The sequence below is a fragment of the Streptomyces sp. BJ20 genome (assembly GCF_022869105.1).
Lineage (GTDB): Bacteria > Actinomycetota > Actinomycetes > Streptomycetales > Streptomycetaceae > Streptomyces > Streptomyces griseoincarnatus.
Window position 1 is genome coordinate 4070632 of record NZ_CP094918.1, and the last position, 20529, is coordinate 4091160.

The 20529-nt window shown below is 73.0% G+C and carries 24 protein-coding genes and 3 pseudogenes; 11 read left to right on the plus strand and 16 right to left on the minus strand.

Translation table 11 applies throughout. The features are described from left to right. Positions 1–35: 35 nt before the first annotated feature. The 4 genes from MTR79_RS18160 to MTR79_RS18175 all read right to left on the minus strand — a co-directional run bounded on the left by MTR79_RS18160 (position 36) and on the right by MTR79_RS18175 (position 1737). Positions 36–293 (minus strand): type B 50S ribosomal protein L31, encoded by a 258-nt coding sequence (locus tag MTR79_RS18160; RefSeq protein ID WP_048458732.1) that lies wholly within the window; start codon positions 291–293, stop codon positions 36–38. Between the two features lie 122 nt (positions 294–415). Beyond that, positions 416–580, minus strand: coding sequence for a 50S ribosomal protein L33 (rpmG, locus tag MTR79_RS18165; RefSeq protein ID WP_006130960.1), 165 nt, complete (start codon positions 578–580; stop codon positions 416–418). Between the two features lie 82 nt (positions 581–662). Beyond that, positions 663–1001 (minus strand): hypothetical protein, encoded by a 339-nt coding sequence (locus MTR79_RS18170; RefSeq protein WP_121720560.1) that lies wholly within the window; start codon positions 999–1001, stop codon positions 663–665. Between the two features lie 46 nt (positions 1002–1047). Further along, the gene (locus MTR79_RS18175; protein WP_048458734.1) at positions 1048–1737 is read right to left on the minus strand and encodes a DJ-1/PfpI family protein; all 690 of its coding nucleotides are present in this window, start codon (positions 1735–1737) and stop codon (positions 1048–1050) included. Between the two features lie 264 nt (positions 1738–2001). Here MTR79_RS18175 and MTR79_RS18180 point away from each other — a divergent pair, with 264 nt between their 5' ends. Beyond that, on the plus strand, positions 2002–2619 hold the full coding sequence (locus tag MTR79_RS18180; RefSeq protein WP_189364691.1) for a TOPRIM nucleotidyl transferase/hydrolase domain-containing protein: 618 nt from the start codon (positions 2002–2004) through the stop codon (positions 2617–2619). 133 nt (positions 2620–2752) lie between these two features. Here the strand turns inward: MTR79_RS18180 and MTR79_RS18185 are convergent. Then, positions 2753–2863 (minus strand): annotated as a pseudogene (locus MTR79_RS18185) (alpha/beta hydrolase); the annotation flags it as partial. On the opposite strand from MTR79_RS18185, the pseudogene MTR79_RS18190 reads away from it, so the two are divergent. Further along, positions 2864–2932 (plus strand): annotated as a pseudogene (locus tag MTR79_RS18190) (CGNR zinc finger domain-containing protein); the annotation flags it as partial. 202 nt (positions 2933–3134) lie between these two features. Here the strand turns inward: MTR79_RS18190 and proP are convergent. Further along, positions 3135–4664, minus strand: a complete 1530-nt coding sequence (gene proP, locus MTR79_RS18195; protein ID WP_189364690.1) for a glycine betaine/L-proline transporter ProP — start codon at positions 4662–4664, stop codon at positions 3135–3137. A 242-nt stretch (positions 4665–4906) separates the two neighbouring features. Here proP and MTR79_RS18200 point away from each other — a divergent pair, with 242 nt between their 5' ends. Further along, positions 4907–5767, plus strand: coding sequence for a hypothetical protein (locus tag MTR79_RS18200; protein WP_189364689.1), 861 nt, complete (start codon positions 4907–4909; stop codon positions 5765–5767). A gap of 13 nt (positions 5768–5780) precedes the next feature. Next, positions 5781–6671: a class I SAM-dependent methyltransferase gene (locus MTR79_RS18205; protein WP_244791290.1), complete on the plus strand. Its 891-nt coding sequence runs from the start codon at positions 5781–5783 to the stop codon at positions 6669–6671. On the opposite strand, the gene MTR79_RS18210 is transcribed toward MTR79_RS18205, so the two are convergent. The 8 genes and pseudogenes from MTR79_RS18210 to MTR79_RS18245 all read right to left on the minus strand — a co-directional run bounded on the left by MTR79_RS18210 (position 6672) and on the right by MTR79_RS18245 (position 12825). Further along, complete coding sequence (locus tag MTR79_RS18210; protein ID WP_244791292.1) at positions 6672–7682, minus strand: P1 family peptidase; 1011 nt, start codon at positions 7680–7682, stop codon at positions 6672–6674. It lies immediately after the preceding gene. A gap of 61 nt (positions 7683–7743) precedes the next feature. After that, positions 7744–8415, minus strand: a complete 672-nt coding sequence (locus MTR79_RS18215) for a hypothetical protein (protein WP_244791294.1) — start codon at positions 8413–8415, stop codon at positions 7744–7746. Positions 8416–8494: 79 nt separating this feature from the next. Beyond that, positions 8495–8719: pseudogene (locus MTR79_RS18220) on the minus strand (hypothetical protein); the annotation flags it as partial. 13 nt (positions 8720–8732) lie between these two features. Beyond that, positions 8733–9449 carry a hypothetical protein gene (locus MTR79_RS18225; RefSeq protein ID WP_244791296.1) on the minus strand — a complete coding sequence of 239 codons (717 nt, stop codon included), beginning with the start codon at positions 9447–9449 and terminating at the stop codon, positions 8733–8735. Between the two features lie 313 nt (positions 9450–9762). Continuing rightward, positions 9763–10674, minus strand: a complete 912-nt coding sequence (locus MTR79_RS18230) for a DMT family transporter (RefSeq protein WP_244791298.1) — start codon at positions 10672–10674, stop codon at positions 9763–9765. Positions 10675–10774: 100 nt separating this feature from the next. Then, the gene (locus MTR79_RS18235; protein ID WP_244791300.1) at positions 10775–11296 is read right to left on the minus strand and encodes an NUDIX domain-containing protein; all 522 of its coding nucleotides are present in this window, start codon (positions 11294–11296) and stop codon (positions 10775–10777) included. 31 nt (positions 11297–11327) lie between these two features. Next, positions 11328–11564: a hypothetical protein gene (locus MTR79_RS18240; RefSeq protein ID WP_189364683.1), complete on the minus strand. Its 237-nt coding sequence runs from the start codon at positions 11562–11564 to the stop codon at positions 11328–11330. Positions 11565–11628: 64 nt separating this feature from the next. Continuing rightward, positions 11629–12825 (minus strand): NAD(P)/FAD-dependent oxidoreductase, encoded by a 1197-nt coding sequence (locus MTR79_RS18245; protein ID WP_244791302.1) that lies wholly within the window; start codon positions 12823–12825, stop codon positions 11629–11631. 237 nt (positions 12826–13062) lie between these two features. On the opposite strand from MTR79_RS18245, the gene MTR79_RS18250 reads away from it, so the two are divergent. Together MTR79_RS18250 and MTR79_RS18255 are read left to right on the plus strand one after the other, a co-directional pair. Continuing rightward, positions 13063–13278 carry a hypothetical protein gene (locus tag MTR79_RS18250; protein ID WP_033274402.1) on the plus strand — a complete coding sequence of 72 codons (216 nt, stop codon included), beginning with the start codon at positions 13063–13065 and terminating at the stop codon, positions 13276–13278. Further along, positions 13275–13646: a hypothetical protein gene (locus MTR79_RS18255; RefSeq protein WP_244791303.1), complete on the plus strand. Its 372-nt coding sequence runs from the start codon at positions 13275–13277 to the stop codon at positions 13644–13646. The genes MTR79_RS18250 and MTR79_RS18255 overlap by 4 nt, the downstream gene beginning before the upstream one ends. An 81-nt stretch (positions 13647–13727) precedes the next feature. On the opposite strand, the gene MTR79_RS18260 is transcribed toward MTR79_RS18255, so the two are convergent. After that, on the minus strand, positions 13728–14333 hold the full coding sequence (locus MTR79_RS18260; RefSeq protein WP_244791305.1) for a DUF998 domain-containing protein: 606 nt from the start codon (positions 14331–14333) through the stop codon (positions 13728–13730). Between the two features lie 237 nt (positions 14334–14570). Here MTR79_RS18260 and MTR79_RS18265 point away from each other — a divergent pair, with 237 nt between their 5' ends. Then, positions 14571–15401 (plus strand): alpha/beta hydrolase, encoded by an 831-nt coding sequence (locus tag MTR79_RS18265; RefSeq protein WP_244791307.1) that lies wholly within the window; start codon positions 14571–14573, stop codon positions 15399–15401. A gap of 95 nt (positions 15402–15496) precedes the next feature. Here the strand turns inward: MTR79_RS18265 and MTR79_RS18270 are convergent, their stop codons facing one another. Beyond that, entirely contained in the window at positions 15497–16108 is a 612-nt protein-coding gene (locus MTR79_RS18270) for a TetR/AcrR family transcriptional regulator (protein WP_189364680.1), read from the minus strand. A 119-nt stretch (positions 16109–16227) separates the two neighbouring features. Between MTR79_RS18270 and MTR79_RS18275 the strand changes: the two genes are divergently transcribed. From MTR79_RS18275 to MTR79_RS18290, 4 genes are all read left to right on the plus strand, one after another. Continuing rightward, positions 16228–16776, plus strand: a complete 549-nt coding sequence (locus MTR79_RS18275; RefSeq protein WP_244791309.1) for an ester cyclase — start codon at positions 16228–16230, stop codon at positions 16774–16776. Between the two features lie 91 nt (positions 16777–16867). Next, positions 16868–17839, plus strand: coding sequence for a DJ-1/PfpI family protein (locus MTR79_RS18280; RefSeq protein ID WP_244791311.1), 972 nt, complete (start codon positions 16868–16870; stop codon positions 17837–17839). 139 nt (positions 17840–17978) lie between these two features. Continuing rightward, a complete protein-coding gene (locus MTR79_RS18285) occupies positions 17979–18617 on the plus strand; it encodes an HD domain-containing protein (protein WP_244791313.1) in 639 nt (212 codons plus the stop codon). A gap of 143 nt (positions 18618–18760) precedes the next feature. Continuing rightward, positions 18761–20446 (plus strand): BCCT family transporter, encoded by a 1686-nt coding sequence (locus MTR79_RS18290; protein WP_244791315.1) that lies wholly within the window; start codon positions 18761–18763, stop codon positions 20444–20446. Positions 20447–20529 lie beyond the last annotated feature (83 nt).

Genomic DNA, 20529 nt, shown 5'->3' on the forward strand with positions numbered 1-20529 from the left:
CTGGTGGGAAAGCCCTGGTGGGGGCCGGGTCCCGGTCAGCGGCGGGCCGGGGCGGCGCCGTAGCGGCGCTCGAAGCGCTCCACGCGTCCAGCGGTGTCGAGGACGCGGGCCGTGCCGGTGTGGAACGGGTGGCTCGCCGACGAGATCTCCACGTCGACGACCGGATACGTCGTGCCGTCCTCCCACTCGACCGTCCTGTCCGAGTCGAGCGTGGAGCGGGTCAGGAACTGGAACCCCGCCGCGCGGTCACGGAAGACGACCGGACGGGAGACGGGGTGGATGCCATGCCTCATGGGTGTCCTTTCTCGCGGCCTCCGCCGCCGGGAGCGGCGGAGACGGGGTGGGTCGACGACCTCGCGCGGGCGTCCCTCGGCCGGGCGACCTCGCGCGCGTTCGGCGCGTCGGCGCTGCCGCGTCAGCGCTCCTCGCGGAAGAGGACGTGCTGTCCGGCGACCGCGTCGTACTTGCGCAGGACGAGCCGGTCGGGGTCGTTGAGACGGTTCTTGCGCGTCACGTAGGTGACGCCGGTGCCGGCCGTGGACTTCAGCTTGACGACCGGACGTGCCGTGCTGCGTGCCATGAGGTGCTCCTTCCGCCGTCACCGCCCGAGTCGAATGACTCGCGCATGTCAGGCAGCAGGTGTAACAGCGGCCCCCGGTCCCCTATTCCGACGTGCGCGCCGGTGTCGTCCGGCGCGTCCCGGTGACCTTCGAGGCGGGCAGACGGCCGGCCCGCGAGGTGCCCTCCAGGGTGTCGCCGCGGACGTCGACGGCGAAGGCGAGGTTCAGCCGCAGGGGCTTGGTGACCGACTGCTTCCAGGTGACGAGGGTGCCGTCGACGGCGATGTCCCGCAGCGGTACGTCCTCTCCCGCGCCGGACGCCACGCCGGTGAGGACACCGTCCCGCCGGCGGAACTCGACGACGGCCTTGATACGGCCGATGGGGGTGGCGACGGTCAGGTCCCAGACGCCTTCGGCGGTCCGGTCGGGGTGGGCGGTCATGTGCGAGCGGCTCCCGTGGTGAGGTCGGACGGATGCAAGACGTGTGTCACAGCGCCGCCGGGGCGGGGCCCGTGGCGCGCCAGACCGTGCCGCGGCGCTCGTGGGCGAAGAGGGTCTCGACGGCGTGCGCGATGCGCGGACCCAGTTCCCGCTCCAGCAGGTGAAGGCCCAGGTCGAGGCCGGAGGTGACACCGGCGCCGCTGACCAGGTCTCCGTCGTCGACGACGCGGGCGCGCACCACGTGGACGCCGGTCGCGTCGAGCATGTCGAGGCCCAGATGGTGCGTCGTGGCGTGGCGGCCGTCCAGCAGGCCGGCCATGGCGGGCACCAGCGAGCCGCCGCACACCGTGGCCACGGTCACCGTCGGGTCGTCCAGCGCCTCCTTGAGCAGCGCGGGCAGCCGGGTGGTCAGGACACGGCCCAGCAGGACGGGGACGAACTCGTCCTGCCGCCACTCCCCCTCCCCCGCGTCGACGTCGGGCACCTCACCGGGTTCTCCGACCCGGCCCGAGGCGCCCGGGACCACGATCAGGTCGGCGGCCCGGGGGGCGAGCGTGCCGGTGGCGCGGAGGGTGAGGGCGCCGGTGCCGCTCACCACTTCGCGCGGGCCCTCGGCGGTGACCAGCTCGACGGTGAGCGCCCCTCCGGACGCGGTGCCGCCCGCGTACAGGACCTCGTAGGGCGCGACGACGTCGAGCGGGTCGAAGCCGTCGAACAGGACGATCTGGGCATGCATACGGCGGTGCACCTCCGGTGGGGCGTCCGGTCTCCGGTCCGGTCGGACGCGGACACCACCGAAGCTAACGAGTCGCCGCGCGGGCTCCCATGGGCATGAGGGCCAGGTCCCGACGGGTTCCCGCCAAGCCCGCGAGAGCCTCCTCGCTGCCTGGGACGTGCTCGCGCCTCCGCGAGCAGCGGCGCCGTGCGCGCCGTGCGCGCCGTGCGCGCCGTGCGCCGAAAACGAGTACCGAAGTCGCCGCTTCCGGCGGAGACTCGACGCGTGAGCGACATGAACGCGTTCCGGGGCGCGGTGGCCGCGTGGGCGGCGGGCGGGTCCGGTGATCGGGCGCGCGAACTGGCCGGGCGGCTGTCCGTCCGTACGGCCGTCCTGCTGGAGGGGCTCAGCGACGCCGCCGCGGTCGGTACGCTCGCCACGCGCGACGGCCGGGACCTGGCGGCGGAGGGCGTCTGCGTGCTGCCGATGGGAGGCGCGATGAACGTCGGCCGCTTCTCCGCCCTGCTCGGCCCCCGTGGACTGGGCCTGCGCCTGACAGGGCTGTGCGACGAGGGGGAACTCGGCTACTACGAGCGGGGCTGGCAACGGGCGGGGGCCGGAGGTGACGGCGTCTTCGTCTGCGCGGCGGATCTGGAGGACGAGCTGATCCGCGCCCTGGGCGTGGAGCGGGTGACCGAACTGGTGCGGGAGCAGGGGGACTTCCGCTCTCTGCGCACCTTCCTGCGGCAGCCCGCGCAGCGGGGCCGGGACGCGGGGCAGCAGCTCCGCCGCTTCCTGGGCACCAAGAAGGGCCGCAAGATCCACTACGGCCGGGTTCTGGTCGAGGCGCTGGGTCAGGAGCGGGCGCCCGCGCCCCTGGACGGCCTGCTCGCCGCTCTCTGACCTCCCGCCCGGCCCCTGGCCGTGGCCGATGACCATCGGGGCGCCGTCGCCGGGCATGCCGTTCCGGGCGCCGACGCAGTACCTGCCGTACACGCCGAACGTGGTCGGCGGCCGGAGGCGCCGGACGGATCGGTCACGAGCCGTCCGCTCGGTCCAGCACCCGCCCGAGGAAGCCGCGCAGGTATCCCGTGACGACGTCCGGGTGGCTCTCCAGAAGGAAGTGACCGCCGTTGATCAGGTGCACCGTTGGTGCTCGATGGCTGTCTGCGGCAACCGCGAGAAGGCACGCCGCCACTACCGACGCACCCGCTGAGCCACACGGCGACGTACTCCCTGGACCGGGTGAGGGAGAAGGACCAGGAGGCGGGCCGGCCCGTGCACACGAAGATCGACGTGCCCGCGCGGGTGAGGGCGGACGGATGGGCGGAGGACTGACGGGAGTGGCACCGGGACGGGGATGCGTGAGGGGCGGGTGCCGTGCACCCGCCCCTCACCTCCGTCGTCGGCCGCCCGCGTCAGAACTTCGGGGTCGGCGCCTGCGCGTGCACCATCTCCGCGGCCTCCTCATCGGTCTGCACCGAGGGCGGGGACCCCTCCAGCGGCTGCTGCGCCGTCTCCTTCATGAGGGCCACGGCGATCACACCGACCAGCGCTGCGCCCATCGCGTAGTACGCGGGCATCATGTCCGAGCCGGTCGCGCCGATCAGCGCGGTGATCACCAGCGGGGTGGTGCCGCCGAACAGCGAGGCCGACAGGTTGTAGCCGACGGACAGCGAGCCGTAGCGCACGGATGTCGGGAACATGGCGGGCAGCGCGGCCGACATGGTGCCGAGCAGGCAGACCAGGGACAGGCCGAGCATCAGCATGCCGGCCGACACCGCGAGCAGGCTGCCCTGCCGCACCAGCACGAACGCCGGGGCGGACAGGACGAGGAAGCCCAGCATGCCGGTCATCAGCAGCGGCTTGCGTCCGAAGCGGTCGTTGAGCTTTCCGACCTGGTTGATGATCAGCATCAGCACCACCATGGTGGCGACGAGGATCAGCAGCCCGTGCGACTCCTTGTAGTGGAGTTCGTCGGACAGGTACGTCGGCATGTACGACAGCAGCATGTAGTCGGTGATGTTGTAGGCGCCGACCAGGGCGATGCACAGCACCAGGGGCCGCCAGTGCTGCCGGAAGATCTTGGCGAGGTCGCCGCGGGCCGTGGTCTCGACCTGGTTCGCCGCCTCGGAGGCGCGGACGTTGCCCTCCCCCAGCTTGAGGTAGGCAGGGGTGTCGTCCAGCTTCAGCCGCAGATAGATGCCCACGATGCCGAGCGGTCCGGCGACCAGGAAGGGGATGCGCCAGCCCCAGGCGTCCATGGTGTCGGAGCCCAGCCAGGCGGTGAGCGCCACGACCAGGGTGGCCGCGCCGGTGTAGCCGGCGAGCGTGCCCAGCTCCAGGAAGCTGCCGAAGTAACCGCGCCGCCGGTCGGGGGCGTACTCGGCGATGAAGGTGGAGGCGCCGCCGTACTCGCCGCCGGTGGAGAAGCCCTGAAGCAGCCGGAAGAGGATCAGCAGCAGCGGCGCCCAGAAGCCGACCGCCGCGTACGACGGCAGCAGTCCGATCGCGGCCGTGCCGATCGCCATGAGGATCATCGTCAGGGCGAGGACCTTCTTACGGCCGATCTTGTCGCCCATCGGTCCGAAGACCATGCCGCCCAGCGGGCGCACCAGGAACGCCACGGCGAAGGTGGCGAAGGACGACAGCAGCTGCACCGTCTCGTTCCCCGAGGGGAAGAAGACCCTGCCGATGGTGCCGGCCAGGTACGCGTAGATCCCGAAGTCGAACCATTCCATGGCGTTGCCGAGCGAGGCGGCCTTGACCGCGCGCTTCACCGCCCGCTCGTCCGTCACCGTGATGTCCGACCGCCGTAGCGGCGGGTTCCGCCGGCGGCGGATGGCACGGAACAGGGTGGGGTGACGCCTGGCCGCCTCGGGGGGCGGAGTCGGGCCGTTGTCGGTGGGGGACGTGGCTTCGTTCCTTTCCGGGACAGAACGGTGCATCGCGAACGTAACAGTGTTCCCGTGCGGACGCCGTGACAGGGGCGCCCGTTGGGGTTGTCGCGGCCTCCGTTCCCGGTGTGCCTCGGGCGGGGCCACGGGCCCGTCTTCCCTGTGCTCTCACCTGTATGCCTCCGCTGCGCTGGTCGCCCGGGCCGAGCGGTGGTGCGGTGGAGGCCGGGGGGAGCAAGCATGCCCGGTGCGCGTCGGCACCGGGCGGACCGTCCGTCCCACAGGAGGCACACGTGACCACCCCTCGCCCGCTCGTCCGGCCGGCCCGCGTCCTGGCCGCCGCTCTGGCCGCCGGCACGCTGTTCGCCACGGCGGCCTGTTCCGGCTCGGACAGCAGCGCCTCGCCCGAGCCGGACGCCTCGTCCACGGTCGCGGAGCGGGGACTCGCCGCGCAGACGACCTCACCCGCCGCGTCGTCGCCGGCCGCCTCGGAGTCGCCGTCGGACCTCAGCGAGGAGGGTGCCCGGAACGCGCTGATCACCCCGGCGGACATCGAGGACGACTGGACGCAGGTTCGGGACCCGCGCGAGTGGCGGGACACCATGCTGGTGGGCGGCGTCGACGTGGCCGCGTTCGTCGACGGCCAGAGCGACGTGCGGGACTGCCAGCGGCTGGTCGACGCGCTGTTCGACGAGACGCTGCTGGGCAAGCCCACGGGGGCGTCCGCCGTCACCGGCTTCCAGCAGGGCGACTCCCGGCTGCTGTACCAGGTCGCCGCGTACGACAAGGCGGAACTGGACGACTCCATGCAGTGGCTGAGCGAGCTGCCCGACACCTGCGACCAGTTCACGCTGACCGGCGGCGACGCCGGGGAGCGCACGGTGCAGGTCATCGAGACGTCGCTGCCGCAGGCCGGCGACAACCGGCAGGGCCTGACCGTGACGGTGAAGGGCGAGAGCAGCGGCGACCCCGTCACCCTGAGCCTGGACGTCGCCGCCGTGCAGATGGGCGCGAACGCGATCACGGTCACCAACGGGGGGCTGGACGGCGCGGACCACGACACCACGTCGGCCGCGGTGGAGCAGGGCACGCAGCGGCTGCAGGAAGTGCTCGCGGGGCGCACGCCGTCGCCGACGCCGAGCGGGATCAACTGACCGGGGCACGCGGGTGACGGATCCGGCGGGGCCCCCGGACGGTGAGGCGGGCACGGACGGCGGGCCGGGTGAGGGCGGCGGGCCGCCTACGGGCCCTGGTGACGGCGCGCCCGGCCCAGGCGGCGGGCGCTACGGGCAGGAGCTCTTCCCGCCCGAGGACCCGCACGAGTCGGAGCGCATCGACGCCGCCGCGCTGGTGTACGACCCGGTCACCACGCGTCGGCTGGGCGAGCTGGGCGCGGGTCCGGGCATGCGGTGCCTGGAGGTCGGGGCGGGCACGGGGACCGTCGCCCGGTGGCTCCTGGAGGAGGCCGGGGTGGCGGAGGTCGTCGCCCTCGACCGGGACACGCACGCCCTGACCGCCTGGGAGTTGCCGGGGCTGCGGGTGCTCACCGCGGACGTCACCGACGAGAGCCTGGACCCGGGCCGGTTCGATCTGGTGCACGCCCGGTTCGTGCTGATGCACCTGCCGGGGCGCCGAAGGCTCGTCCACCGGCTGGCCGGCCTGCTCCGCCCCGGTGGCGTGCTGGTGCTCGGCGACGCGGTGGAACTGCCCGACGCCCTCGACCGCTCCTCCCCCTACCGGCGCACCATGGACGCCATGTGGGCGGCCCTGTGGGCGACGATCGGCACCGACATCACCGAGGTGCCCGCGTACCCGCGTTACCTCCGCGAGGAGGGCCTGCGCGACATCGGCGCGGAGGTGGTCTGCCCGCCCCTGCGGCCGGGCGGCCCGGCGGCCCACTTCTGGTCGGACACGTTGCGGCGGATGCGTCCGGAGCTGGAGGCGACCGGGCTGGTGGACGCGCGGGTGGTGGACGAGGCACTGGCATACCTCGAGTCGCCGCTGCTGGCGGAGGTGGGTCCGGGGATGGCGATGGTATGGGGGCGACGCGAGGACTAGCTAAGGCCTGTCTGTCGGCAGTCGGCCGGCGGAGAGGGCGGGGACGGTGCGTCCGGCGTGGCCGGTGGTCGTGGTGGCGGCGAGGAGGGAGTTGAGGACGGCCTCCTCCACGGCGTCGAGGACCGCCTCGAACAGAGGGCTCAGGTCGGCGTCGGCGAGCGGGCGCGCTGTGCCGGGCCGGGTGGTGGTGAAGGCCACGGCGTAGTCGCCGCTGCCGTGGCTGTAGGCCGCGCCCGTCCGGGCGAGGGCGAACACGGCCCGGCGGGCGACGCGGGTGAGCTGCCGGGCGTCAAGCGGAGCGTCCGTCGCGACGACGATCATGCAGGACCCGGTCTCGGAGGCCGGTCCGGGGCCGTCGAGTGTGCGCCCGAGGACGCGCAGGGTGCCGCCGAAGTTGGCCTGCACGAGGACGCCGACGGTGAAGCGGCGGTCCGCCGCTTCCGGTGTACGGGAGGACGTCCCGATGCCGGCCTTGAACCCGAGGGCGACGGTGCCGGTCCCGGCCCCGACACACCCCTCGGCCAAGGGCCCCGCGGACGCTCCGCAGAGCGCGGCCCGCACATGCTCCTCACGCACGGGCCGGCTCCGGATGTCGGACAGATAACCGTCGTTGCACTCCCCCACAACGGGATTGAGACTCAACACGCCGTCACAGCCCGGCTGTTCGAGCACCCACCCGACGAGCGCGTCGGCGACCCGGAACGCGGACAGTGTGGAGGTGAGCAGCACGGGGGTCTCCAGCTCGCCGAGTTCGGCGAGCTGGGTGGAGCCGATCAGCTTCCCGTACCCGTTGCCGACGAACACTCCGGCGGGAACCGGCGCCCCCGGCAGCACGCCGTCGGGCACGACGGCGGTCACCCCACTGTGCACGTCGGGGCGCGTCCGGACGGTGGCATGCCCGACGCGGACCCCTGGTACATCGGTGAGGGCGTTGAGGGGTCCGGTGGGCGTGGGCCCGACGACGACGCCGAGGTCACGGGCGCGGGGGCGGAGGGAGGCATCCGGGTTCATGTGGCGAGACCGTACACAGGGCCGGCGCACGTGCGGCGCACCTGGCATGTCGGGTGCGGGCTCACGACGTGTTGCGCAGGGCGTGCATGTGGAGTTCGCTGCGGGCTTCCTCCGTGTCCACCCGCAGCCAGGAGCCGTCGCGGAAGCGGATCAGCATGATCTCGGTCGTGAACTCACCGCCGAAGGGGTCTTCCAGCGTGGCCTCCTCGGGGGACAGCCGCGCGACGACCTGGGCGCGCTTGTCGCGCCCCATGCTGACCCGCCTGGGCGGGGCCGCGAACACCAAGCCGTCCTGGCCGGCGAACAGCAGCCGCTCGTGGTGGGTCGAGTGGCTGTACCAGCGCAGGAGGAACTGGCCGGCGGCGCCGTTCCAGTCGCCGTCGAAGACGTTGTCGAGGCCGCGCTGTTCCACAGCCGCGTCCCTGCGTCTCTCGTCCTCCTTCTTGGCCTGGTGCCGCTCCTTCTCCTCCTTCGTGTCGAGGAAGCGCTCCACCGCCTCCTCCGCCCGGGCCAGCAGCATCAGCAGCCACAGGATCGGGAGGAACGGCGCGGCGAGAACGGTTCCCGTCAGGGCCAGTGGAGGTCGCCGGGCCGGCCGTGTCCGAGGATCGCCCGCGGCTTGCAGGATGTCTGCGGGAGGCTGCGGGATCTCCCCGATCCAGCACCACTCGCCCGCCTCGGCTCGGACGCCGAGCCGGTCCGCCGCCTCGCTCTGTTTCGATCTGCGCGTCATGTCAGGGCTCCTGCCGTAGCAGCGTGGGCGTCTCTCACCTGCGTGCCCGGACCGCCGTGGCCAGAGCCGCGACTGCCGGCCGGGCGAAGTCGGGGGCCGTGGAACGTGGTACCACGCGGGGCAGCTGGTCGGGGACGGGGACGGGGTTCTCGCACAGGCGTTCCGCGAGGTACGACGCCTGCGCGGTGACCGGGTCGTCGGACGCGGCACGGGCCTGCGGCGCGGTGAACAGGAGCGCGGCCAGGGCGCACAGGCACAGCAGGAGCCCGGTGCGTATCCCCCGCGCGGGCGTGAGACGGAGCATGGGCGTCACACGCTCAACCCAGCTTCGACGACTGCGCCTTCACCACCGCCGACGGCAACTTCGCGTCGCTCGTCCGGCCGTTGACCATGGCCATGCCGTCGGCGGCGAAGAAGACGGCGACGACGTCGCCCGCGCGGACGGCCTGGGCGTGGACGGTGTGCGACACGCCCTGGTACGGCGTCGTGGCCGTGAAACCGACGGTCTCCTCGCCGGCCGGGGTGACGTCCTGCGCCGTGACCGCGTCGTAGACGGTGCTGCCGTTGCCCCCCTCGGCGGTGAAGCCGTCACCGCACGCGTCCACGGCCTTCTTGACGTCCGCCAGCACGGCCTTGGCCCCGCCCGTCGCGTAGGACGTGAGCGTGACATACGTCTGGGTGCTGTTCAGACCCTGGGACTCGGGGGCAAGGACCCGCGTGAGGTCCGCCTGCGGCTCACCGAGCGGCAGTTGGTTGAGCGCGAGGGCCAGCGGGGCGCAGGCCGGCTTGTCGGCGGTCATCTCCGACGACGCCGTCGCGAGGGCGAACTCGTTGTCGTACGGCTTCACCGCGAAGCCCTTCACCTCGGCGGGCGTGACCATCAGCCCGGCCAGCCGCTCGGCCGGGGCGGCCTGCTCCGACCGGGTCGCGGAGGGCCCGGGCTCGCCCGTGGAGTTCTCCGGCCCACCGCCTCCGCCGCACGCGGTGAGCGCGGCGAGGCAGGCAACGGCCAGGGCGGGGACGGAACGGTTCACGGAAGGGCTCCTCGTAAGCCTGTGGGGGGATGGTGAGGGTGTCAGCCGACGAGCAGCGCTCACGGTGGGGGGAGGGGGCGAGTACGCCCTCGCAGGGCGTCCGGCCGGGGCTTCGGGTTCGGCTTCGGCAGTACCGCCGCATCACCGAGCGGCGGTCTCACCGCCTGTGCCTCCGTCACCCTGGTGTCTCCCCCGTGTCGCTGACCGCCGTGCCTCGCGCGGCGCGCCTCGCCGTCCGGGTCAGGACGACGGCGCTGCTGACCGGCCTCGGCGTCGCCGGTGATCATAACGAACGGCGGTCACGCGGCCGGTCTCAGGGCGCGGGCGTCCCCGCGTCCGCCGTGCCCTCCCCCGGCTGCTCCTTCTCCTCACTCGCCAGCGCCCGCGCCAGAGGCAGGCGCGACAGCGCCAGCACGCCCGCCGCGATCAGCGCCGCGCCCAGGAGTTGCGGGACGAGCCACCAGCCCGTCCGGACGTACTCCGCGTAGACCGTGATCCCCAGCGCCAGGCTCACACACGCGTCCCCGAGCGTCAGGGCCGGCTGGGAGGCGACCAGCGGGCCCGACTGCATCGCGTTCTCGAGGAAGAACAGCGCGCACACCCCGAACAGCGCGAAGCCGTACGTCTGCCAGGTGGTGAAGAAGGCGGTGATGCCCCCGTCGTCGAGGGTGTGCATCGACGTCTTCATCAGCGCGGCCGTCATGGCGTACGAGATGGCCGTGGCGAGTCCGAAGCAGGCGGCCCTGCCGCGGCCCTCGGGGCGGCGGAGTGCGGCGACGACGAGTGCGGCGATGGCGGCGACGCACACGGCGACGGCCGGGATCCAGTGGGTCATCGGCACCTGTGTGCGGTTCCCGGCGGGCGAGGCCGCGAACAGGACGACGCCGAGGCCCACCACCACGGTGGCGACGGCCAGCCAGCCGGTGCGGGACAGCCGTCCCTGGAGCAGGGCCGCGGCGATGACGAGGGCGAGGGGCAGTTCGAGGACGAACAGGGGCTGGACGACGGTGATCGGGCCGGTCGCCAGCGCCACGGCCTGGCAGACGCCGGCGGTGATCACGGCCACGATGCCGACCAGCCAGACGGGCCGGCGCAGCAGGTCGAGGATCAGTCCGACGCGCAGGCCCTCGGACTTGGGCACCGTCAGGGCGGCCTTGCGCTGGAGCACGGTCGCGAGCGCGTTGCTGAGCGCGGCGCCCAGCGCGAACAGGACCGGCAGCAACATGTCCACCCTCCACGACGATTCGGTCCGCCCCCGGTCCCTGCCATGGTGACCGCCGGGTGGGCGGCGCGCGAACGCGGGAGCGGGGGCGGTCCGTCCCGTGTCACCCGGCGGGCCTCACATGGTCGGCCCTCTCGCGGCGCCGGGCGGTCCAGCGGTGGTACGCCTCCCGGGCGTCGGGGACGAACGCCTCGTCCCCCACCAGCTCGGCGAGCTGGGGCTCCGTCATCCAGTCGTGCCAGGCGATCTCGTCCGGGTCGGGGGTGAACGGCCCGGTCACCACCGCCTCGTGCAGCCCGAGCCAGTACGGGCTGATCGCCCCGGCGCACCGGAACTTGAGGACGAAGCGAGGCCGGGCCCGTACGCCCAGTTCCTCCGTCAGCTCCCGGGCGGCGGCCTTCTCGTAGGTCTCGCCGGGCTCCGCCGCTCCCCCGAGCATGAAGTTGACGCCGCCCGGGAAGCGGACGTCGTCGTGCGGCCGGCGGTGCACGAGGATCCTCCCCCGCGTGTCCCGGCAGACGACCGTCGCGACGCGGTGCAGCCACCGCCTGCGGATCGCCTCGCCCCTGCCGACGACGCCGATCACCCGATCGTCGTCGTCCACCCGTTCGACCATTTCCGTCATGATCACATGGTGCCCGAGAGGCACCGCCCTGTCAGTCGTGCAGGCCGCGGGCCGCTGTCCAGGTGTCCGGGCCGCCGCCGCGCCACTCGACGAGCGGGGACTGCCGCAGCCAGTTGTCGTCGGTGTCGTCCCGTCCGGCCAGCCGCAGGAACTCCACGACGTCCAGAAGGGTGTAGGCCATGCCCAGGAAGTGCGGGCCCGCGCGGACCCGGCGGCCGCCGTCGCCGGCGGGCGGGTAGATCACGACGGTCTTCTGGTCGCTCGCCATGGGTCCAGCGTGCACGGGGCGGCAGGGGCGCGCATGCGGGCGCGGGCCCGCCGCGACAGCGGGGTCAGCCGCTCACCAGGCTCGGCTCGGGGACCGGCCGGCCTGGGAAGGAGCGGTCGCCGAAGAGGATGCGGGCCGCCGCGGCGCGGCCGGGCGGGGTGCGCAGGAGAGTGAACGCCGCGGTGGTCGCGGCGGGCGTCCGGATGTGCGCGAGTCCGGTGCGCAGCGCCAGCCGGCCGCGGAAGCGGGAGCGGAGGGAGGCGCCGCTGTAGTGGGTCAGGGGGTGCGGGGCGCCGGTGCGCAGGGCGTCGTCGAGGACCTGGGCGGCCAGGTCGGACAGGCGCAGGCACGGGTCGAGGCCGCCGGCGGTGAGCGGGGAGACCGCGCCGGCCGCGTCCCCGACGAGCAGTCCGTCCGCGCAGCCGATGCGGCGCAGCACCCCGCCGACGGGTATCGGACCGCCGCGCCGCTCCACCGTGTCGGGGCGGCGCACACCCTTCAGGCCTGGGGCATGGGCGCTGAAGCGTTCCATGGCGCGGCGCAGGCCGTCGGGGAAGCGGTCGGCGTACCCGGCGACGCCGACGTGGGCGTGCTCCCCGTCGTTGACCGCCCACGCGAGGTATCCCGGGGCGACCCGGGGGTCGAGGACGCAGTGGAAGGTGGGCGGTTCACCGTCCGGGGAGACCGGGAAGACCTCCTCGGCCCCGACCAGCAGATGGCGGTTGCGGTCGAGACCGAGGTCGCGGGCGACGCTCGACCGGGCGCCGTCCGCACCGACGACGTACCGGGCGCGGACGCGGAACGGCCCCTCGCGGCCGGCCAGGTGGTACGTCCCGTCGTGCCGGCCGGCGTAGCGGGTGCCCAGCGCGAGCCGCACGCCCGCCTCCACGGCGACCGCGGCCGAGGTCTCGTACAGCCCCGCCATGTCGCCGACGCGGAACTCGTCCCGGTCGCTGACCAGGGCGACGGGGCGGCTCAGGGTGGGCGGATAGAGCAGCATGCGCCGGATGGGCGGGCCGAGGTGGCGCTCGGGCAGCGGGAAGTCGTCGAGCGTCTTGCGCACGAAGATCCCGGTGGTGCGGATCGCTCCGGCCAGGGTGGTGCGCCGGTCCACGAGGAGGACGTCGTGTCCTTGCCGGGCGAGGCGCGTGGCGACGTGCAGCCCGGCCAGGCCGGCCCCGACGACCAGCACGTCGGTACGGGTCGCGCCTCCGGATCCCGGACGGGCGGCGGGCGCGGGGGCAGGGGCGGCTGAGGGCATGGGCGCTCCAAGGCTCGAGGCGCAGACAGGGTGCGCGATGCCGGAGGCACCGCGCAGCACCTTCGCACCGATCGAATGACGATGGGAAGCTATCGAAATTCGATAGGTACGGCAAGTGCGGGTCCCGTCCGTGCGGGGCCATCAGGGTGGCCGCGGGCCGTGTCGGGCACCCGTACCCCTAGGGCGCTGGCCATCCTGGGCCGTGCGGCGCCTTCCGGAGCGAACAAGGAGTACGGCATGTCCATGGACTCGGTCGAGCGATTCCTCACGGCCCTGGACCCGGATCACCGGGAGGCCGTCAGCGCGAAACCCCACGAGGAGCAGCAGCGGCTCGCCGACGCCTGGGAGCGGGAGCTGGCGGACGACACGGAACTGGACACCCTGGACGAGCTGTCCCCGCCGGCCGCGGAGGCCGAGGCGGCCCGCCGCGTCCTCGGCCTGGAGACGGGGTGAGGCCCGGCCCTGCGGACCCGGGACAGGTGCTGCACGAGCACGCCGGCTGCTGGACGGATCCTCCGCCGGTCGCGGCGGACAGCGTGACGCTCCTCCACCAGTCGGCCGTCGCCCCGTGGGCGGGCGGGCTGCGGCAGGGCGCCGACGGCGGGGCGGAACAGGGCGATCCCGACCCGCGTCCGGAGGAGGAGATCGCCGCCTCGGTCGTGGCCGCCGATCCGGAACCGGACGAGGGGGACGGGCGGACACCGGCCGATCCGGTCGAGGGGGTGGCCGCGTTCGTCACGGCCGTGCGGGACACCTGGCTGCGGGGCGACCGGGACGCGGTGCAATCGGCCGGGCCGGTGGGCAGCTCCAGGTTCCTCTGATGCGGTCGCGCGGCGACGGGACACGTGATCAGGTCACGCGCACGGTCCCGCGTGTCCAGGTCACGGTCCCGCGCGCCCAGGTCACAAGGACGGTTCCGCGCGCCGCCCCGCACGGTGCCTCAGGCACGACAGCACCACGACGAACGGCCACAGCGACTGCATGGCCGTCACCACGCGTTCGGCGACCCCCGCCATGCCGCTGCGGTGCATCTCGACGAGGAACCACACCGCCCCGGCGACCATCACGGTGGTCGCCGCGAAGGACGGCAGGGGCCGCAGCGCCCACGGCGTGCCACGGCCGGCGGTCGCGGCGAGGACGGGCCACAGGGCGAGCAGCGTGAACCCGACGGCGGCCACCGAGCCGTGCCCCAGTGAGCCGCCGCTGCTCGGGACGGGGACCATCGCCACGGCCAGCGCCGCCACTCCCCCGCCGGCCAGCGCCACCCGCCCGGCCGCCGCGGCCGCCCGCAGTCCCCACGCGGTGAGCAGATGGCAGACGCCCAGCGCGAGGAACGCCCCGGTCATCACCCAGGAGCCCGAGGCGCCGTAGGCCGCGAGGACGCTGATCGTCTGTGTCGCCGGGTTGTAACCCGCCCCCTCCAGCGCCGCCGAGACCGCCCAGCCCGCGATCAACAGCAGCGGCGCGCACCCCGACGAGAACAGAACCCACCTGGGAACCAGCAGCATTGGACCACCATAAGCGGATCAACCAGCCCGTACCGATCCAACTCCCCCCTGCCTGAAACTTCCCGAGATGAGCGGTTCGTCTCTTCGGCGTAAGGTGATTGCCGTGCATCCGGCCGCGGCCACGAGCTGCGGCCGCAGTCCCTCCGGCCGACCGGAATCCGCCCTCGCGCCCTGCCGCGCGCCTGCGGTCGAGCACCGGCCCGGCCGCCTCAGCCCCCATCATGCGGAGGACCGACCATGGGCACGGTGACGACTTCTGACGGGACGGCCATCTTCTACAAGGACTGGGGTCCGCGAGACGGACAGCCCCTCGTCTTCCACCACGGCTGGCCACTCAGCGCCGACGACTGGGACGCCCAGATGCTGTTCTTCCTGCAGCACGGCTACCGGGTGATCGCCCATGACCGGCGTGGCCACGGACGCTCCGACCAGACGGCCGGCGGACACGAGATGGACACGTACGCGGCCGACGTCGCGGCGCTGACCGACGCGCTCGACCTGCGCGACGCCGTGCACATAGGACACTCCACCGGCGGCGGTGAGGTGACGCGGTACGTGGCGCGCGCCAAGCCGGGCCGTGTCGCGAAAGCGGTGCTCGTGAGCGCGGTTCCGCCCGTCATGGTCAAGTCCGACAGCAACCCGGGCGGCACGCCGATCGAGGTCTTCGACGGCTTCCGCGCCCAACTCGCCGCCAACCGCGCCCAGCTCTACGTCGAGATCGCCTCGGGCCCGTTCTACGGCTTCAACCGGCCGGGCGCTCAGGCGTCCCAGGGACTGATCGACAACTGGTGGCGGCAGGGGATGACGGGGGCGGCGAACGCCCACTACGAGTGCATCAAGGCCTTCTCGGAGACCGACTTCACCGAGGACCTGAAGGAGATCGAGGTGCCGGTGCTGGTCATGCACGGTACGGACGACCAGATCGTGCCGTACGACGATGCGGCCCCGCTGACGGTGAAGCTGCTGAAGAACGGCACGCTGAAGACCTACGAGGGTTATCCGCACGGCATGCTGTCGGTTTATCCCGATGAGCTCAACGCGGCGATCCTGGAGTGGCTCAAGTCGTAGCGGGCGGTGGGCAGTCGGCCCCGCGCCGGTCCCTCACGGAGACCGGCGCGGGGCCACTGTGCCGTCGGACGCCGGGTCGCGGAGGCGCCCGGCCGTCAGCAGAGCGTGGCGATCGCCGTGCGGGACAGGAACCGTTCCGCGCGCTCCCACGACCAGCCGTTCTCGACGACCAGGGTGCGCCAGCCGGAGGGACCGAACCAGAACCACAGCAGGTGGACCGTCTCTTCTCCGGACGCCGCCGGACGCGCCGTGAGCGCGTCCAGGTGGGCGGCGACGTCGCGTAGCGCCTTGCGGTACTCCCCGGTGGCGCGTTCCCACAGCTCCTCGGCCTGTTCGTGCGCCGGGAGCGCCTTGCGGATGGCCTCGTGGACGAGGAACTGTCCCTCGTTGCCGTGGCGGGTGGCCGCGGCGAGTTCCCGCAGCAGCTCCCGCGGGTCGGTCAGGACCAGCAGGCGTGCCACGGCTTCTTCGTGGCCCGACGCCGTCACGCCCTGGTCGACGATCCGGTCGAGGATGTCGCTCTTGCTGCCGACGCTCGCGAAGACCGTCTTCGGGGAGACGCCGGCCGCGGCGGCGATGTCCGGCACGGTGACCCGCCCGTAGCCCCGCCCGGCGAACAGCTCGGCCGCGCACATGAGGATCTGCTCGCGGGTGCGGGCCGCCGCCTGCTGACGCAGCGGAGAGGCATAGGCGCGCTTGGTTGCCATGGGCCTCACTCTAACCGCGCTCACCTCTTCGACAGGTGTTCGGAATATTCATTAGGTGTGCAGTAACCTCAATATCGCAACCGCACCGAACCCCTTACGGGAAGGCGTGACCGATGGGCATGTCATCAAGAGAGCTGGCGCAGGGTCTCTTCCGCGTTCTGGAGACCGGCGACCCGGCACTGGCCGCGGACGTGGTCCACGACCGCTTCGTCAACCGCGAGGCCGCGGTCGCCCCGGCCGCCTGCTCGCTCGGCGGACCGGCCGGCGTTATCGCCTCCTCGGCCTGGCTGCGCAGCGCCTTCGAGGACCTGCGTCTCCCCATCGACGCCATGGCGGAGGACGGGGACCGCGTGTGGGTGCGGCTGCGGATGCAGGGACGGCACACCGGTCCGTTCGTGCGGTACCGCGACGGACGGCTGGACCAGGCGGTGCCGCCCGCCGGCCGGGAGATCGACTGCGAGCAGGTCCACGTGCTCGGTCTGAAGGAAGGCCGGATCGTGAAGCACGAGGCGGTGCGGGACGACGTGACGATGCTGCAGCAGTTGGGCGTGTTCCCGCCGTCCCCCGCGGTGGCGCTGCGGATGGCCGCCTGGAGGGTGGGCGGCCGGGCCGCCCGGGCGGCGGAAGAGGTCACGCGGCGCGCCGCGGAGGCGGCATCCTCGGTGTGACAGCGCGCCGCCCGTGGGGCGGGAGGAGAATGCCGGTGGCCAGGGCTGTCCGGGATGCGGGAGCCGTGAGCGGTGTGCGAGGTGAAGGCGGATGGAGCGGCGGGAGCACCGCGTCGGGGTGCTGGTCTTCGACGGCATGAAGATGCTGGACCTGTCCGGCCCCGCCGAGGTGTTCAGCGAGGCGAACCGGTTCGGCGCGGACTACCGGCTGAGCATCGTCTCGGTCGGCGGGAAACCGGCGCGGTCGTCGATCGGCGTGCCGGTGCCGGCCGACGCGGACGCGCTGGACGCCCCGGCCTTCGACACTTTTCTGGTGGTCGGCGGTGACGCGCTGCCCACCTCCCCCGTCGACCCCGCGCTCAGCACCGCCGCAGCGGGGCTGGCCGCGCGGGCGGGGCGGATCGCGTCGATCTGCACGGGCGCGTTCGTGCTCGGCGCGGCCGGTCTCCTCGACGGCAGGCGGGCCACCACGCACTGGCAGCACACCGCGCTGCTGGCCCGCCGCCACCCGGCGGCCCGTGTGGAGCCCGACGCGATCTTCGTCAACGACGGCGGCACGTACACCTCGGCCGGGGTCACCGCGGGCATCGACCTGGCGCTGGCCCTGGTGGAGGACGATCACGGGAGCGATCTGACGCGCGGTGTCGCCCGCTCGCTGGTGGTGTACATGCAGCGCGCGGGCGGCCAGTCGCAGTTCTCCGCCTCGTTGCAGGGGCCCGCCCCGCAGACACCCGTGCTGCGGCTCGTGCAGGACGCGGTGCAGGCGGACCCGACGGGCGACCACACGGCGGAGTCCCTCGCGGCACGCGTCCGGATGAGCCCGCGCCACCTGACCCGGCTGTTCCGCGCGGAACTGGACACCACACCCATGAAGTACGTGGAACTGATCCGCTTCGACATGGCGAAGGCCCTGCTGGACGCGGGGCACAACGCGACCGAGGCGGCGGCCCGTTCGGGGTTCCCCAGCTACGAGAGTCTGCGGCGGGCCTTCGCACGCCATCTGGGGGTGTCCCCCACGCGGTACCGGCAGCGGTTCGCTTCGACGAGGGCGGACGCGCCCTGAGCGGTCGGGCCTCGGATGTCCGGCGCGGGACCCGGTGTCCGTTTCCGAGGGGTTGTCGGCCGTCCCCGAGCGGCGGCGGACGGGGCCGTCGTCGCATGGTGGAGGCGTTCCGGTCACCCCGACCCCCTTGGAGGCCGTCATGAGCGAGAAACTCGCCGGTGTCACGATCCCGGACAGCGCCCTGGCGCGGGAGGCCACCGAGCTGATCCGCGAAACCACCCCGCCGCTGATCTACCACCACTCCCGCCGGGTGTTCCTGTTCGGCAGCCTCCAGGCCGCGGCGCGCGGACTCCACCCCGACCCCGAACTGCTCTACGTGGCCGCCCTGTTCCACGACACCGGGCTGGTGGAGCCGTACCGCTCCGACGACCAGCGGTTCGAGATGGACGGCGCCGACCAGGCCAGGGCGTTCCTGCTGGACCACGGGCTGTCCGAGGGCGACGCGAACACCGTGTGGACGGCCGTCGCACTGCACACCACCCCCGAAGTGCCGTACAGGATGGGCCCCGAGGTCGCGGCGACGACGGCGGGCGTGGAGACGGACGTACTGGGCCTGCACCTGGACGGCCTCACCCGCGCCCAGATCGACGAGGTCACCGCCGCGCATCCGCGGCCGGACTTCAAGCGCCAGATCCTCCAGGCGTTCACCGACGGCTTCAGGCACCGGCCGGGCACCACCTTCGGCACGGTCAACGCGGACGTCCTGGAACACTTCGTGCCGGGGTTCCGCCGGGTCGACTTCGTCGACGTCATCCAGAACTCGGCATGGCCCGGGTAGCCGACGGGCCGTAAGGCGTGTTGCCCGGACTCCGGTCCCGGCAGGCGCAGGTCACCCGTATGCGGTGACCTGCGGGTACGCGTCCGGTGCGCGCGGCGTGCCGTACGCCGGGGGGAGCGGGGCACGCAGCATAGTGGGGCGCCATGAGCAGCGAGCCGAGCGAACCGTCGCAGTACGCGCCCGCGCCTCCGAGGACCGAGCCGCCCGACCGGATTCTCGTCACCGTCGGGATGGCCGCCGTCGCGGGGGTGGTGCTCTGGGCCTGGCTGGGTGAGGACTCCTTCGGCAGCGCCTCGTCCTCGAGCCTGGCGTGGGTCCTGGACAACTTCGGCTGGCTGTTCGTGGTCGCCGCCGACGTGTTCCTCGTGCTGTGTCTCGTGATCGCCTTCGGCCGCTTCGGCCGGATCAGGCTGGGCGAGGACGGCTCGGAGCCGGAGTTCGGCAACCTCGCGTGGATCGCGATGATGTTCAGTGCCGGCATGGGCATCGGCCTGATGTTCTACGGCGTCGGGGAGCCGCTCACCCACTTCCTCGAGCCGCCCCCGGCCAGCGGGGCGCGGGCCGGGAGCGGTCCCGCGGCGCGCACGGCGCTGGAGTACTCCTTCTTCCACTGGACGCTCACCCCCTGGGCCATCTACGGCATCGTGGGCCTCGCCCTGGCGTACGCGGTGTTCCGCAAGGGGCGCGGCAATCGGCTCAGTGCCGCGTTCGTGCCGCTCATCGGGGCCCGGCGGGCCGACGGGTGGCAAGGCAAGGTGATCGATCTGCTCGCCGTGTTCGCCACGGTGTTCGGCACGGCGACCAGCCTCGGCCTGGGCGCGCTCCAGGTGGCCGAAGGACTCGACCTGACGTTCGGGGTGGACGCCACCCTGTCGCTGGAGCTGATCATCATCGCGGCGCTGTCGGCGGGGTTCGTCGCGTCCGCCTTCTCCGGGCTGCACCGGGGGATCAAGTGGCTGTCGACGCTGAACATCGTCCTGGTGGCGGCGCTGACGGCGTTCGTCTTCGTGGCCGGCCCCACCGTCTACGTGCTCGACACGATCCCGGCGTCCGTCGGCGGCTACCTCCAGAACCTGCTGCCCATGGCGACACGCACCGGCGCCTTCTCCGACCAGGCGTGGCTGGGCGCCTGGACGATCTTCTACTGGGCCTGGTGGCTGTCGTGGGCGCCGTTCGTGGGGACGTTCATCGCCCGCATCTCGCACGGCCGGACCATCCGGGAGTTCCTCGTCGGGGTGCTGCTGGTGCCGAGCGGGGCGACCGTGATCTGGTTCTGCGTGATGGGCGGTTCGGCGATCCGGCTCCAGTCGACCGGGGAGGCGGACCTGGCGAGCTCGGTGGACAAGGGCGCCGAGGCGGCGCTGTTCGGGATGCTGGACGCGCTGCCGATCGGCGCGCTGACGTCCTTCGTCTCGATGGTCCTCGTCATGACGTACTTCATCACCAGCGCCGACTCGGCGTCCCTGGTGATGGGGTCCCTGACCAGCCGCGGTGCTCTGCAACCGTCGTCGTGGCTGGTGGTGACGTGGGGCGTGCTGATGGCCGCGGTGGCGGCGGTGCTGCTGATCGTGGGCGGTCTGGACTCGCTGCAGACCGCGACGATCCTGGTCGCGCTGCCGTTCGTGGTGGTCATGATGCTGCTGTGCTGGGCGCTGCTGAGGGAGCTGGGTCTGGACCCGTCGGCGGGTCCGCTCCGTCACCCGGCCCTCCACGGGCTGACGGACATCGTGCGGACGATGGTGGGGGACGTGGTGGCGGAGCGGGACCGGACGCGCCATCACCGACTGCGGCGGGCGGCGAAGTCCAAGGCGGACACCGACGAGACGTGAGGCCGGACTGGGCAACTCGGGGCCCGGCGCGGGAGAGGGTCGAGGCCGGCGCGGGAGATGATCCGACTCGGCGCGGGGGACGA

What these genes read in the sequence shown, in the direction of transcription:
- MTR79_RS18265 (WP_244791307.1), top strand. Translation starts at nt 14,571, where the DNA reads ATGGGCACGGTGACGACTTCTGACGGGACGGCCATCTTCTACAAGGAC.
- MTR79_RS18230 (WP_244791298.1), bottom strand. Translation starts at nt 10,674, where the DNA reads ATGTTGCTGCCGGTCCTGTTCGCGCTGGGCGCCGCGCTCAGCAACGCG.
- MTR79_RS18260 (WP_244791305.1), bottom strand. Translation starts at nt 14,333, where the DNA reads ATGCTGCTGGTTCCCAGGTGGGTTCTGTTCTCGTCGGGGTGCGCGCCG.
- MTR79_RS18170 (WP_121720560.1), bottom strand. Translation starts at nt 1,001, where the DNA reads ATGACCGCCCACCCCGACCGGACCGCCGAAGGCGTCTGGGACCTGACC.
- MTR79_RS18175 (WP_048458734.1), bottom strand. Translation starts at nt 1,737, where the DNA reads ATGCATGCCCAGATCGTCCTGTTCGACGGCTTCGACCCGCTCGACGTC.
- MTR79_RS18285 (WP_244791313.1), top strand. Translation starts at nt 17,979, where the DNA reads ATGAGCGAGAAACTCGCCGGTGTCACGATCCCGGACAGCGCCCTGGCG.
- MTR79_RS18270 (WP_189364680.1), bottom strand. Translation starts at nt 16,108, where the DNA reads ATGGCAACCAAGCGCGCCTATGCCTCTCCGCTGCGTCAGCAGGCGGCG.
- MTR79_RS18215 (WP_244791294.1), bottom strand. Translation starts at nt 8,415, where the DNA reads ATGACGCGCAGATCGAAACAGAGCGAGGCGGCGGACCGGCTCGGCGTC.
- MTR79_RS18160 (WP_048458732.1), bottom strand. Translation starts at nt 293, where the DNA reads ATGAGGCATGGCATCCACCCCGTCTCCCGTCCGGTCGTCTTCCGTGAC.
- MTR79_RS18290 (WP_244791315.1), top strand. Translation starts at nt 18,761, where the DNA reads ATGAGCAGCGAGCCGAGCGAACCGTCGCAGTACGCGCCCGCGCCTCCG.
- MTR79_RS18250 (WP_033274402.1), top strand. Translation starts at nt 13,063, where the DNA reads ATGTCCATGGACTCGGTCGAGCGATTCCTCACGGCCCTGGACCCGGAT.
- MTR79_RS18235 (WP_244791300.1), bottom strand. Translation starts at nt 11,296, where the DNA reads ATGACGGAAATGGTCGAACGGGTGGACGACGACGATCGGGTGATCGGC.
- MTR79_RS18245 (WP_244791302.1), bottom strand. Translation starts at nt 12,825, where the DNA reads ATGCCCTCAGCCGCCCCTGCCCCCGCGCCCGCCGCCCGTCCGGGATCC.
- rpmG (WP_006130960.1), bottom strand. Translation starts at nt 580, where the DNA reads ATGGCACGCAGCACGGCACGTCCGGTCGTCAAGCTGAAGTCCACGGCC.
- MTR79_RS18275 (WP_244791309.1), top strand. Translation starts at nt 16,228, where the DNA reads ATGTCATCAAGAGAGCTGGCGCAGGGTCTCTTCCGCGTTCTGGAGACC.
- MTR79_RS18210 (WP_244791292.1), bottom strand. Translation starts at nt 7,682, where the DNA reads ATGAACCCGGATGCCTCCCTCCGCCCCCGCGCCCGTGACCTCGGCGTC.
- MTR79_RS18240 (WP_189364683.1), bottom strand. Translation starts at nt 11,564, where the DNA reads ATGGCGAGCGACCAGAAGACCGTCGTGATCTACCCGCCCGCCGGCGAC.
- proP (WP_189364690.1), bottom strand. Translation starts at nt 4,664, where the DNA reads ATGCACCGTTCTGTCCCGGAAAGGAACGAAGCCACGTCCCCCACCGAC.
- MTR79_RS18280 (WP_244791311.1), top strand. Translation starts at nt 16,868, where the DNA reads ATGGAGCGGCGGGAGCACCGCGTCGGGGTGCTGGTCTTCGACGGCATG.